12 protein-coding genes are annotated in these 12851 nt (G+C 45.0%); 4 read left to right on the top strand and 8 right to left on the bottom strand.

What is annotated here, in order from left to right:
- The first annotated feature begins 23 nt into the window (after positions 1–23).
- Together P2A85_RS14895 and P2A85_RS14890 are read left to right on the top strand one after the other, a co-directional pair.
- The gene (locus P2A85_RS14895; RefSeq protein ID WP_377473358.1) at positions 24–1025 is read left to right on the top strand and encodes a zinc-dependent alcohol dehydrogenase family protein; all 1002 of its coding nucleotides are present in this window, start codon (positions 24–26) and stop codon (positions 1023–1025) included.
- 165 nt (positions 1026–1190) lie between these two features.
- On the top strand, positions 1191–2351 hold the full coding sequence (locus P2A85_RS14890; protein ID WP_377473356.1) for a patatin-like phospholipase family protein: 1161 nt from the start codon (positions 1191–1193) through the stop codon (positions 2349–2351).
- A 311-nt stretch (positions 2352–2662) separates the two neighbouring features.
- Here the strand turns inward: P2A85_RS14890 and argJ are convergent, their stop codons facing one another.
- Positions 2663–3904, bottom strand: a complete 1242-nt coding sequence (gene argJ, locus P2A85_RS14885; RefSeq protein ID WP_377473354.1) for a bifunctional ornithine acetyltransferase/N-acetylglutamate synthase — start codon at positions 3902–3904, stop codon at positions 2663–2665.
- Positions 3905–4182: 278 nt separating this feature from the next.
- Positions 4183–4377, bottom strand: a complete 195-nt coding sequence (locus P2A85_RS14880) for a hypothetical protein (protein WP_340526191.1) — start codon at positions 4375–4377, stop codon at positions 4183–4185.
- Between the two features lie 368 nt (positions 4378–4745).
- Between P2A85_RS14880 and P2A85_RS14875 the strand changes: the two genes are divergently transcribed.
- Positions 4746–6851, top strand: coding sequence for a tetratricopeptide repeat protein (locus P2A85_RS14875; protein ID WP_377473352.1), 2106 nt, complete (start codon positions 4746–4748; stop codon positions 6849–6851).
- Positions 6852–6908: 57 nt separating this feature from the next.
- Here the strand turns inward: P2A85_RS14875 and P2A85_RS14870 are convergent, their stop codons facing one another.
- The 4 genes from P2A85_RS14870 to P2A85_RS14855 form a co-directional block, all read right to left on the bottom strand.
- On the bottom strand, positions 6909–7562 hold the full coding sequence (locus tag P2A85_RS14870) for a hypothetical protein (RefSeq protein ID WP_377473350.1): 654 nt from the start codon (positions 7560–7562) through the stop codon (positions 6909–6911).
- 69 nt (positions 7563–7631) lie between these two features.
- Positions 7632–7958 (bottom strand): MgPME-cyclase complex family protein, encoded by a 327-nt coding sequence (locus P2A85_RS14865; protein ID WP_340526107.1) that lies wholly within the window; start codon positions 7956–7958, stop codon positions 7632–7634.
- Between the two features lie 330 nt (positions 7959–8288).
- The gene (locus tag P2A85_RS14860) at positions 8289–9197 is read right to left on the bottom strand and encodes an AAA family ATPase (protein WP_377473347.1); all 909 of its coding nucleotides are present in this window, start codon (positions 9195–9197) and stop codon (positions 8289–8291) included.
- A gap of 73 nt (positions 9198–9270) precedes the next feature.
- Positions 9271–10494, bottom strand: a complete 1224-nt coding sequence (locus P2A85_RS14855; RefSeq protein ID WP_377473345.1) for a bifunctional riboflavin kinase/FAD synthetase — start codon at positions 10492–10494, stop codon at positions 9271–9273.
- Between the two features lie 130 nt (positions 10495–10624).
- Between P2A85_RS14855 and P2A85_RS14850 the strand changes: the two genes are divergently transcribed.
- Positions 10625–11200, top strand: a complete 576-nt coding sequence (locus tag P2A85_RS14850) for an RNA-guided endonuclease InsQ/TnpB family protein (RefSeq protein ID WP_377481503.1) — start codon at positions 10625–10627, stop codon at positions 11198–11200.
- A gap of 92 nt (positions 11201–11292) precedes the next feature.
- On the opposite strand, the gene P2A85_RS14845 is transcribed toward P2A85_RS14850, so the two are convergent.
- Complete coding sequence (locus tag P2A85_RS14845) at positions 11293–12186, bottom strand: MBL fold metallo-hydrolase (RefSeq protein ID WP_377473343.1); 894 nt, start codon at positions 12184–12186, stop codon at positions 11293–11295.
- Positions 12187–12465: 279 nt separating this feature from the next.
- Positions 12466–12654, bottom strand: a complete 189-nt coding sequence (locus tag P2A85_RS14840) for a hypothetical protein (protein ID WP_341736267.1) — start codon at positions 12652–12654, stop codon at positions 12466–12468.
- Positions 12655–12851 lie beyond the last annotated feature (197 nt).

Here is a 12851-nt window from a genome sequence, read left to right as displayed (position 1 = left end):
TCTTTAACAATTAACAAAAAAATATGAAAGCAATTGTTTTTGAAACTCCCGGAACCCCGGAAGTGTTGAAACTGCAAGATATCCCAGCCCCTACTATACAAAAAGAAACCGAAGTTTTGGTAAGGCTCAGAGCCGCGGGAGTAAATCCGATCGACACTAAGTTGCGGGGGCGTGGCACTTTTTATCCCGATCGAACTCCTCACGTTTTGGGCTGTGACGGTGCTGGAGTTGTTGAAGCCGTAGGTTCTGGCGTACAAAGTTTTCAAGTTGGGGACGAGGTTTTCTTCTGCAACGGTGGCTTGGGCGGTCCGACAGGGACTTATACTGAGTTGGCAGTGATAGACGAGCAGTTTCTCGCCCTCAAGCCTGCTAGTTTAAGTTTTGTGCAGGCGGCGGCGTCACCGTTAGTCTTAATTACAGCATGGGAATCGCTGTACGATCGCGGACGCTTGCTAGCTGGTCAAAAAGTTTTGGTTCAAGCAGGTGCTGGCGGTGTCGGCCATGTCGCCATACAGTTAGCCAAATTACAGGGTGCGGATGTTTGCACTACCGTCAGTTCCCCAGAAAAAGCCGAATTTGTCAAACAATTAGGAGCAGATTCAGTTATTTTCTATAAAAAAGCCGATGTTGTCGATGAAATTTTGACTTGGACCCAAGGAGAAGGAGTCGATTTAGCCTTCGATACCGTTGGGGGAGAAACTTTTTACCAAACTATTCCGGCTGTAAAAATTTATGGAGATTTGGTGACAATTTTGGAACCAGACCCCGATTTAGGCAATTTGAAAACCGCCAGAATGCGAAATCTGCGCATCAGTTTGGAATTAATGTTAACCCCAATGTTGCAAGGTTTGGTAGAAGAACAGCAACAGCAGGCTCGTATTTTGCAGCAATGTGCCAGTTTGTGCGATCGTAACTTACTAAAAATTCACGTCAGCCAAACATTCCCCCTAGAACAAGCCCAAGCCGCTCATCAATTACTAGAAACAGGTTCCGTAACAGGTAAAATTGTGTTGCAGATTTCCTAAGTACAAGGAAGCAAGTCCAACGACTGCGTTTACCGACATCGCGAAGTAGAACGATACCCAACCGCTTCAGGAAGAAAGCAACCCCTCTCACCCCCCAAGGGGGTCAGCAACCAGGTAAATCTCCAATCTCCAATCTTCAATCCCAAATCCCAAATCCGAAATCGAATGGCTGACAAACCTTATTCCATCCTTTCCTGCGACGGCGGCGGCATCCGCGGCCTAATTTCCGCCATTATTTTAGAAAAATTGGAACAAAAACTACGCCAAAAAGCTCCCGATAAAAAACTCAGAGATTATTTCGATTTGATGACCGGCACTTCCGCAGGAAGCATGACAGTTTGTGCTGTAGCTAGAGGAATTGATGCTAGCCGCATCAAAAAAATGTACATCGAAAGAGGCATAGAAATATTCCCCCCTTTCAAAAATGTCTTTAGTAGTTTTATCAACCGTCTTTCCGCCGGTTTTTCCACCCAGCCAATCTACGACGGTGTAGGTTTAAAACAAGTGCTTCAGGCATTTTTTGGACAAGGAGAAATTAATTTTGAAAAACTACCAAAACCAATAAAACCAGAAAATTTAGTCGGCAAACCCTTACTATTTCAAGAGTTGCCAAAACCAGTTTTAATTACCAGTTACGACATTTATAACCGCCAACCAGTTGTTTTCAAGAATACCAAAGTTGCCCACGAAAAAATCCCTGTTTGGGAAATTTGTCGCTCCTCTGCGGCCGTACCCATTGCGTTTCCCGCCCACATAATGACCAATCCCGACTTTCTCAAAAATTGGGAGGAAGAGGGGAATCAAATCCCCGTAGCCGGCAATGTCAAAGGTATTCCTTTAATAGACGGCGGATTTGTCGCCAGTAACCCAGCATTATGTGCGATCGCAGAACGTTTGCGCTGGAATAGCAATCCCCCTGCTAATCCCAAATGGCGACAAAATCCTGCTAACCCCTGGCGCGATACAGTAGATATCAAAGATATTTTAGTCACATCTTTAGGCACTGGTCAAAACCTCAAACAAATCGGCATTTCAGAATCCCAAACATGGGGTGCGGGAGAATGGATTAATCCCCTAGATGGTATTCCGATTATTGATGTTTTTGCCGATGGTTCATCCGACGGCATCATTTATATCATCAATCAATTAATGAATGCCGAGCAATATGTTCGCTTTCAACCAATATTGTCAAAAAACTATTCTGCATTCAATGCGAATCAACAAATACTTTTGGAAATCCAGCAAGAAATTGAAAAATCATTTTTAACCAATAAGAAAGAAGATGAAAAACTGAATAAGTTAGCTGATATTCTGTTGTCCCGTTGACCGATAAGTAAATCCACCTAATTAAACGTAAGATACAGGTGGCTAAAAAGCTTACTGTATGAGCATTCTTCACGTCGATCTTCTTCCTTCTTCACATCGATCTTCTTCCTTCCTTCTACTTATCAAATCCTGTATTAAACTCTCTCTTCTCTTGCTTCGCGTACTTCGCGCCTTCGCGGTTAAATCATTCCGATACAACCGGAATTGATATAACTCCCCTGAAAATTCAAAAATAGACGAAATTTTGTATATATATTATATTAGGATACCCGACTTTTTAACAAAGTCGGGTACTTAACATAAAATGACGATTAAGTCGTATACTCGGCATTAATTTTTACATAATCGTAACTCAAATCACATCCCCAAGCTTTCGCAAAACCTCCGCCATTGCCCACACTAACCTGAATTAAAACCGTATCATTGGTCAAATATTCTCCCTCAGCCGCCGCTTTCATATAATTACTCGCGGCAGATTTATCGTAGGCTAAAGGTTGCCCATTTTCCATCATCAAAAAATCTCCCAATTGAATTCGCAAATTCTCTTGTTCAAAAGGTACGCCCGCACGCCCAGCCGCCGCTGCAATTCTTCCCCAGTTTGGATCGCGTCCAAAAATTGCTGCTTTTACCAAAGAAGAACCAACTATAGTTTTGGCGATTTTACTAGCTGAAACTTCATCCGGCGCGCCACTAACTTGCACTTCTACTAAACAAGTTGCACCTTCACCGTCACGGGCGATCGCCTTGGCTAAATGCACGCAAACTTCTGTAAGCATCGCCTCTAATTTCTCCGCATCCGCACCCATTTCTGTAATTGCCGGTGTGCGAGATTGTCCGTTAGCCAAAGCAATTAGCGAATCGTTGGTGCTGGTGTCTCCGTCAACAGTAATTTGATTGAAACTTCTGTTAGCCGCGCGAGTGAGCATTTCTTGCCACAAATGTGATGATACCGCGGCATCACAAGTTACAAATCCTAGCATTGTTGCCATATTTGGGTGAATCATTCCCGAACCTTTGCAAATGCCACCGATGCGTACCGGGCGATCGCCAAACATGGTTTCTAGGGCGATGGTTTTCGGCACTAAATCAGTTGTACAAATAGCCTTAGCAGCCGCATCGGAACCGGTAGAGGAAGCCTCGGCTACTAATTGCGGAATTGCCGCCCTTAGCGGTTCCATTTTAATCCGCTGCCCGATCACTCCTGTCGAGGCCAACAGAATTGATTCTGGGGGAATATTCAGCGCTTCTCCCAACAATTTCGCACTTTCGAGGGCATCGGCTAAACCTTGTTCTCCCGTTGCTGCATTGGCTTGTCCCGCATTGCACAAAATGGCTTTGGCGCTGGGTTTAGCTTGCAGTAACTGGCGGCAGTAGTCCACGCAAGCAGCCCGGACGGTCGATGTGGTGAAGACTCCCGCGGCGATCGCATCGACATCTGACAAAATTAAGCTTAAATCCGGCAAGCCAGAAGGCTTCAAACCCGCTGTAATTCCCGATGCTCGATATCCTTTCGGTGCTGTAACTCCGCCGTCAATTACTTTCCAGTCTGACATGATTCCCTCCCTAAAGCCTTCTATTCCATTGAGACCGGATTATATCAAGTATCTCAGCCCATTTATAAAATTAATCGCGACTTTTTCTTGAGAAATTCAAACTCAAGAAGAAATCGCGATGATGATGTAAATGGCATTATTAAAAGGCTATATTTGCGATCGGCCTCTGTACTGACTCTGGGCAATCAACTGTAGATCAGTTTAGCAAACTATTTGCCACTTAAATCTTGCTCCAAAGGTAGGTATTGACTTGGCCGACTGTTGGCAATTGAGCTTGCTTAGCTCATGGTGGCGTTACTGCGATCGTAACTAGCTTGCAGGCTTGGCTGCGGCTTCCCTTGAATATGACCCCAGTAGTTAGGATCTTCCATACCCACTTCGGTGGCGCTACGGTTGAGCATCGATTGCTGGCGGTTTTTCACTAAGTGGTGGTGGCGCATCATCAGGGAGCGAGCTTGATTTTCGGTAGACATATGCGGTTCCTCCGTCTTGCTTGACTAAAGTTGGGCTGGTCTTTCTTGTCCATATTTTCAATATAACAGATAATTCTGTATCTAAAGTTACTAAAGTGTAATTGTAATAAAACTTTACATACAACTGGCACTCCCAGGGCTCGGACACTTTTTGGGTAATGCTGGCGATCGCCCTTCCATCTCCCCATAAGCGATCGCATCAAAAATAGTAGAGGAGGCAAAAACTCAATTTCTGCCACCTCTACTATTTTTGTATAATTTAGCAAAAGCCCTGATGCCCCATGCCCCATGCCCCATGCCCCATGCCCCATGCCCCATTACCGATTACCTAGTAACCACCTAACCGAGAAAGGCTATAGGTAAATCTCATGCTTGGAATCACACTCAGCAGTCGCTACAACATTATCCGTCACTTGGGAGGCGGCGGATTTGCTCAAACTTACCTAGCCGAAGATAGGCAATTACCAGGAAATCACCTCTGCGTCGTCAAGCAACTCAAACCCCAAACAACAGATCCCAACAGTCTACAAATAGCTAGACGTTTGTTTGATACCGAAGCACAAGTTTTGTACAAGTTGGGAAATCACGATCGCATTCCCCGGCTTTTCGCCTATTTTGAAGAAAATCAAGAATTTTATTTAGTTCAAGAATTTATAGAAGGTCATGATTTAAATCAAGAAATTATCCCCCCTTCTACTTCTGGGGGGGCTAGCAATTGCATGAAGGAAAATGAAGTCCTTGGCATCTTACAAGAACTTCTCGAAATTCTCGACTTTGTACACCAGCAAAATGTGATTCACCGCGATGTCAATCCCCGCAACATCCTCCGCAGAGATCGAGACGGAAAATTAGTTTTAATAGACTTCGGTGCAGTCAAAGAAATTACTACTAAAATCACCAATCCTCATGCCAAAAACAGCTTAAGCGTCAGCATTGGTACCCCCGGTTATATGCCTAGCGAACAAGCCCACGGCAACCCAAAACTCAGCAGTGATATATATGCAACAGGTACGATCGCCATTCAATGCCTCACAGGCATAATTCCCCAACAATTACCAAAACACCCAGACACAGAGGAAATTATTTGGCAGGAAAAAGCATCAGTCACTCCAGAATTTGCTAAGGTTTTAGATAAAATGGTGCGCTACGATTTTCGCCAGCGTTATGCTAGTGCCGGCGAAGCCTTGGAAGCGATTAAAGAATTAAAAACAGCAACCAGCGGTACTGTGCCTTTATTGTCTCCTATCGTGACTCCCAAAGGCCCAGTCAAATCTCGCAAAAAACTGTATTTAAAAATATTGTCGATCGCCAGTTTAATTAGCCTCACTATTCTAGCCTCCACTTATACTGTCAACACTCTGAATTCAGCTAACGCCACAGACTTACACAAACGAGGCAATACTCTTTACAATTTAAACCGATTTCCCGAAGCTCTGGAAGCTTACGATCGCGCCCTTAATCTAAGACCAGACTACGCCGAAGTTTGGCAAGAAAAAGCCAAAACTTTGTCCGAACTGAAACAATACCGAGCATCCCAGTCAGCCTACGACAAAGCAATAGAATTAAATCCCGAATACTTAGAAGCTTGGACTGGACGCGGTTATGTTTTGGACAAGTTGCAACAAGATAAAGAGGCGATGGCATCTTTTGAACACGCCTTAAAAATCCAGCCAGACTATCCCCCAGCGTGGCAAGGTAGAGGCGATTCACTCTTAAATTCCCAGCGGTACGAAGAAGCGATCGCCTCCTACGAAAAAGCAGTCAAATTTCAGCCAAACTTATACCAAGCTTGGTACAATCAGGGACAAGCCTACCAGAATTTAAAACAGTACGAACAAGCTGTAAACTCCTATCAAAAAACAGTAGAAATTAAATCCGACAACCCAGAAGCCTGGTACAATCTAGGGAATGTTTTCCTAGAATTGAACAAAAACCAAGAAGCCTTTGAATCCTACGAAAAAGCCGTGCGCTTTCAACCAAATTTTTACCAAGGCTGGTATAGCAAAGGCATCGCTTTGTTGAAAATGCGGCGACATGAAGCAGCGGTAGAAGCTTACGAACAAGCTATTAAACTCAAACCAGACTATTATCAAGCATGGTACAATTTAGGCTGGTCTTACCACGAATTACGCAGGTACGAATCAGCAATTGAATGTTACAGCAAAGCCCTAGATTTAAACCCAAAGGAGTATCAAGCTTGGTACAACAGAGGGAATGCACAATACAATTTGAAGCGGTACGAAGATGCGATCGCCTCTTACAATGAAGCTGTCTATGTCAAGCCAGACTACCCCGAAGCCTGGTACAGTCGTGGTAATGCCCTGGTAGCAGTCAAAAGATATCAAGAGGCGATCGACTCCTACGACAAAGCACTTCGCTATAGACTAGATTATGGAGCCGCGATGGAAGCAAAAAAGCGCGCTGAAAGTCAGCTAGGAAACCATCAACCCCAACTCATACCCAATCCTGGCTAAAAAACCCCTTGATTGCTGTATTAGGGCAAAGGGCACAAGTAAAACATTAAGCAATCATTATCTAACAGCAGGAGAAATTAACGTCACCCGGCGGCTGTCTACCAACATGGGCCAAAAACCTCGATCGCTCAATGCTTTTACCGCAGCAGTAGCAGCAGCTTGATCCGTTGTATAAGCCACGAACAAAAAAGGACGCTGCCCGTAAGAAGCTAAGCCTACTTGCTTCCCTAAAACTTGCCTCACTTGGGCGGCTAATTCCGGTTGGTTAAAATAATCCACCAACACAGCATAACCGGAACCCAGGGGTTGGGGATTAAAGCCCACACTGCCATTGTCGGGATTACTAGCTGGTTCAGGATTGTAGACTGGCAAATCTTGGGTAATTGATTGCGCGGGCGATCGCACCACATAAGCCCGTAATCCGACAACTTCTTCGATATATTTCACCCAATCGCGAGCGATTTGCGAATTGCGAAAGCCGCCAACTCGCGTTACCGTGTCAGTGATATATTGGCAAACTGTATTATTAGTATTTCCAGGAAAAGAACGTCTGGCTATTTCTTGCTGTTCCGGGGTTTTGGTAACAATTAACAGTAGATACTCATCGGACTGAGGCGGTTGGCAACTCGGCTGAGCTTTCACAGAAATCGATGAAATTGTCAATGCAAAAATGGCGATGAAGCCAGCATAAAATATCCGCAACTTAACCATAAAATTGTTGATTTTGCTGATAAATATTGCCAGCTTTACAATCTAGCTTTTTGCTTTTTGCTAATTTGTTCATGCTAACTGTAGGGATGCTAAGGCATCGGGGATAGTTTCTGAAGGTGATTCAAATTCACCTGTCAGTACATATTCTAATCGCAGTTTCAACCAAGTGATGAATTTAGGATCGGTGGAAATAATGGCCGCTGAGGGCTGAGGGCATTGTGCCTTAACTTTCGCCATTGTCGGTGCTTCTAGGAAAGCTGGCTGTTTAACTAACCAGAAGTCTATCTGTTTTTCTTGTTCTTGGTAGTTGCGAGTTCTTTCTTTGAATATTTCATCTAGGGCTTCCTCTTCTAATAAAAAGCGTTGGCTGGCTAAAACGTAGTAGTAGGTTGACATTTTTGGTGCTTGTTAGATATTAGTGGTTAGGGTTTAACCTCCCTCGTAACCTCAGTTTTGCTGAGGTAGGAGCGGTGGGTTGAGTTGCTAGAGTGATGGAACTCTAAACTCTTGTGCCGTTTACTTTACCTTATTTGCTGTCATTTTTGCAAATATCTTCGTAGGGGCGAAGCATGACCGCAGACAATTTATTAAGTAGAAGGAAGAAGGCCCTTCGACTCCGCTGACTGAACCGCTTCAGGAAGAAGGAAGAAGGAAGAAGATTTATGCAGTCAGCTTTTCGGTCATCCGTATTTTACGTTTAATTAAGTGGATTTACTTACCAACTGTTTAAGGAATAGCAACTTCTCGCAACAATCTGTCAACAATCGTCTTCGCCCTCCTCCCAGCCGCAGGAATTAATCGATGAGCAAGTACGTGGGGAGCCAAATTCTTGACATCATCGGGAGTCGCATAATCTCGGCCAGAAATAAACGCTAAAGCTTGGGCCGAACGATGCAAAGATACAGCACCTCGCGGACTAACTCCCAGAGTAATCTCCTCATCTTCGCGAGTCGATCGCACCAAATTCACAATATACTGTTTCAAATGCCCTTCCACCTTGACCGTCGCACACAAACGGCGCAACTCCTGCACCTGTTCCAAAGAAATACAAGGCTGCAAATCTTCCACCGCAAAACTATCAGACAGCCTCTCCAACATTTGCAACTCTTCCAACTGTGCAGGATAACCCAAAGTCAAAGATAAAGTGAAGCGATCCATCTGGGCTTCTGGTAGCGGAAAAGTGCCTTGATATTCGATCGGATTTTGAGTCGCAATCACAAAAAACGGTGCTGGAACATTCCGAGAAACCCCGTCTACTGTCACCTGCTTTTCTTCCATCACTTCCAGCAAAGCAGACTGAGTACGCGGTGTCGCCCGATTAATTTCATCCGCTAACAACACATTAGCAAACACTGGACCAGGCAAAAATTCAAACTTCCCGGTGCTGGGATTCCAAATATTAGTACCAGTGACATCCGTTGGTAACAAATCGGGAGTACATTGAATCCGCTGAAACTTTCCATCGATAGAGCGCGCCAAAGACTTCGCCAACAGCGTTTTTCCCACACCAGGCACGTCTTCCAACAGCGCGTGTCCCCCCGAAAGCAGGGCTACAATCACCAAGCGAATCGCATCCGTCTTCCCAACAATAGTCTTGCCTAGATTTTGCTTGAGCCGATCGATGTTTTCTCTCATTTTTCTGATTTTTAATTGTTTAAACCATTACAGAGAATGCCATTTGCCATCTGCCATTTTCCCTAGCACTTCCCTATAACAACACACTTCTAGCAACATCACAATCTGCCTGAATTTGAGTTTTGAGAGCTTCCAGAGAAGGGAATTTTTGTTCAGGTCGCAAAAACTCCACCAAACTCACACTCAAGGTTTTACCGTACAAATCCCCAGACCAATCTAACAGGTGAACTTCCACTGTTGGTTGCTGACCGTCCACTGTGGGACGACAGCCCACATTCATCACCCCATTGACCAAAGATACATCTAAGGATTCCCCCAGCATTAGAGATTTGGGATTTTCCCACTTATAGGAAGAACTTTCATCTGGGAAGACTCCATCTCCATCCTCGATCGATACTCGCACTGCATATACACCAAAACGAGGCAAAAACTTGGAGGGTGGTAATTGAATATTAGCGGTAGGAAATCCGATTGTCCTGCCAAGCTGCTGTCCCCGAACTATGGGACCCACCAAACTGTAAGGACGGCCCAGCAACTGATTTGCCCGTTGGAGGTCTCCGCTGGCGAGACTTTCGCGAATCACAGAACTGCTGATTCGTTCGCCACTACCGCAGGTGTGAAGTCCTACTAGAGTAACATCAATGCCGTAGTTAGAGGCGATCGCCTGTAAATCCACAGCCGTGCCCGTCCGTCCCCGTCCAAAACGAAAATCCATCCCGACACTAATTCGACTCGCTTGCAGTTGTTCCACCAAAATTTCCTCGACAAACTCCTGGGCACTCAAAGCCGCCAATTCGCGATCGAACGGCAACAGCACAAGCTGCTCGACACCCATTGCTTCTAGCAATTCTATCTTTTCTGCCAGAGGAGTCAGCAGTTTTTTTGCTTGACCAGTAAAAAACTCTTGTGGGTGCGGATCGAATGTCACCACCGTTCCGTAAAACCTCACGGCCCCATCAGAGTTCCAGCCTGGAATCTCATTGTCTTCAGTCCTAGTCTGGGACAAACCAACATCAGAATTCTTGCCCCAGTGGGCGAGGACGAGGCTGTCTGCCGGATCAAACTCCCTCCTAGTCTCCGGTTCAAAAACCAAATTTTCGTTGTTATTAGGCCCTGGTTGTCCTAAATCCCGCTGCGGTGCAGAAACAGTCGCCGAAATCTGCCCAGAATTTTCCCGAATCGATCGATTTAAAATTGGCTGCACGACTTGTCGATGCCCTAGGTGCAAACCATCAAAGTTTCCCAAGGCAACGGCAGTTGGAGTCAGAGCAGCAGTACAAGAATAAGTTACCCACACGCTTTAAATTTTCACCAAAGAAATGGGTCTGAAGCCCCGTCACTTCGGCTACGCTCAGTGCATCGCCTTCGCTTGACGGCTTGAATTCTCCTAATTCTATCAGAGAGTTATAGTATAATAGAGTAAGTAAATAGCCCGCAAAAATGAAAGCGCCGAAAGTCCTAGCTACAAAAAACTAGATCGGAAAATCCGCCAACTTCAGAAAAAACTAGCTCGTCAACAGAAGGACTCCAAACGTAGAAACAAAACTCGAACCCAGATAGCCAAACTACACAATCAAATTTCAGACACTCGTAAAGACTTCTTGCACAAACTGTCTACTAAAATAGTTAACGAAAACCAAGTAATTGTTTTGGAAGATTTAAATGTGTCTGGTATGTTGAAAAATCGAAAGCTCTCAAAAGCGATTAGCCAACAAGGTTGGTACGAATTTAGAGCTTTGTGCGAGGCAAAATCTGAAAAGTTTGGCAAAGAATTTAGAGTAATTAGTCGTTGGGAACCAACGAGTCAAGTATGTGCGGACTGCGGTTTTAAGTGGGGTAAATTAGACCTGTCAATTCGAGAATTAATCTGTTTAAACTGCGGTACACACCAAGACAGGGATTTGAACGCTGCGAGAATTATACAAAAAGTCGGGATAGGGCATAGCCACGACTGTAAATGGCCGCAGAGGGAAGGTAAGACTGCTTGCAGCACATCCCAATGAAGCGTCAAGAATCACCGCACTTTCAGGGCAGTGAGTATGTCAAACACGTAGTCTGATTGCGATCGTCATCCAAATTTATGTTGAAAATACAACTAAATCACTTTCTCATCGCACGTTTCAGGGAGACTCTTTTCAGGAGGAAGCAACTGTAACGACAAACCTTCCCGCGCCATCAAGCTGTTCGGGAACCTTTGAGCAACTTGCTCTCCCACTTTGTCTAAGAACTCATCATTGTGCAAAGGATCGTGGTGAAAAATCACCAACTTTTTGACGTTAGCCGCCTTAGCCACTTTCACCGCTTCCTGCCAAGTTGAATGTCCCCAGCCAACCCGGCTCGACTTTTCCGAATAATACTCCTCATCCGTATAAGTAGCATCGTAGATCAGGACCTCAGCATCCTGAGCTAATTTCACCACATTTTTATCCAAGCTGTCTGCAAAATGTTCTGTATCACTCACGTAAGCCGCCGCATAGCCCCGCCAGTTAACTCGGTAGCCCATAGCTTCTCCTGGATGGTTCAACAAAGCAGTTTCCACCTTGATCTCCCCGATTTCCACTGTATCGCCCACTTTAATATCCTTGAACTTCAGGTCTGCACCCATAATTTGTAGGGGGACTGGAAAATTTGGGTGAAGCATCTGGTCGTTTAGGCGCTGCTGGATAGTAGCTTGGTTAGGAGCAACAGCACCATAGATGTGAAAGCAATTGCCCTTGACAAAAGCTGGGACAAAAAACGGAAATCCTTGAATGTGATCCCAGTGAGAGTGAGTGAAAAACATATGAGCTTCTACAGGCATCTGCGACAGGAGAGTTTGTCCCAAAACCCGTAACCCTGTACCGCCATCGAAAATCAAGCGGCTGTCACCCACTCGCATTTCAATACAGGGTGTGTTGCCCCCGTAACGTACTGTTTCAGCTCCCGGAGACGCTATGCTACCTCTAACGCCCCAGAAGTGAACTGTGAATTGGCTTTGCATACTAGACATGGGTTTTCCTGCAAGATTGCTCCGGCGATCTGTTGGTAAGGTGTTTACATCTTGTTGACATACTCACCGCCCTAAAAGTGCGGTGATTCTTGACGCTTCACCAGGGTCTGCTACCAAAGTAGTCTTACGTCCCTTCTGCGTCCGAAAGCGAGTCGTGGCAATGCCCTATCCCGACTTTATTTATATTTTTAGCTGCATTCAAGTCTCTGTGTTTGTAAGGGCTGTGCCATCAAACCTCAGATCTCGGAAGTCTCGATCGCTACGCCTCTAATCGCTGATTCATTGGACAAAAGTAGAAAACACATACATATACCCATCGTTGCGGTGGATTGATTTACAGTATTTATGACGCACTGGGCTAACCTTGCCAAGTGGCGTTCTCATTTCAAAAACTCCGCTTTCTCTAACGGTCAGCCTGCCGACGTGAGTGCCTGCAAACTTCCCAAAGGGAAGAATTGCACTTACCATGTCGCCAGTCCCAAACCCAAAAAACGTTTTGCACCGCGTTCTGTGCTTGACAGGAAATCCGCAACTATTATTTTTTTGAGCTGTATTTGTTACCAAATGTTAACAAATACATTATTTGAGATGCTGTCTCGAATTTTGTGTGTATCCAACATTGATAGCAGCATTCCCATCTCGATTACAAATGTTACCACTACTTT

Source organism: Microcoleus anatoxicus (genome assembly GCF_042465725.1).
Classification (GTDB): domain Bacteria; phylum Cyanobacteriota; class Cyanobacteriia; order Cyanobacteriales; family Microcoleaceae; genus Microcoleus; species Microcoleus anatoxicus.
Note: the sequence above shows the minus strand (reverse complement) of the source record. Positions and strands in the feature narration are given on the sequence as shown.

Coding starts and splice junctions, on each gene's coding strand:
- P2A85_RS14860 (WP_377473347.1), bottom strand. CDS start 9,197: ATGAGAGAAAACATCGATCGGCTCAAGCAAAATCTAGGCAAGACTATT.
- P2A85_RS14875 (WP_377473352.1), top strand. CDS start 4,746: ATGCTTGGAATCACACTCAGCAGTCGCTACAACATTATCCGTCACTTG.
- argJ (WP_377473354.1), bottom strand. CDS start 3,904: ATGTCAGACTGGAAAGTAATTGACGGCGGAGTTACAGCACCGAAAGGA.
- P2A85_RS14865 (WP_340526107.1), bottom strand. CDS start 7,958: ATGTCAACCTACTACTACGTTTTAGCCAGCCAACGCTTTTTATTAGAA.
- P2A85_RS14845 (WP_377473343.1), bottom strand. CDS start 12,186: ATGTCTAGTATGCAAAGCCAATTCACAGTTCACTTCTGGGGCGTTAGA.
- P2A85_RS14890 (WP_377473356.1), top strand. CDS start 1,191: ATGGCTGACAAACCTTATTCCATCCTTTCCTGCGACGGCGGCGGCATC.
- P2A85_RS14840 (WP_341736267.1), bottom strand. CDS start 12,654: ATGGTAAGTGCAATTCTTCCCTTTGGGAAGTTTGCAGGCACTCACGTC.
- P2A85_RS14880 (WP_340526191.1), bottom strand. CDS start 4,377: ATGTCTACCGAAAATCAAGCTCGCTCCCTGATGATGCGCCACCACCAC.
- P2A85_RS14895 (WP_377473358.1), top strand. CDS start 24: ATGAAAGCAATTGTTTTTGAAACTCCCGGAACCCCGGAAGTGTTGAAA.
- P2A85_RS14870 (WP_377473350.1), bottom strand. CDS start 7,562: ATGGTTAAGTTGCGGATATTTTATGCTGGCTTCATCGCCATTTTTGCA.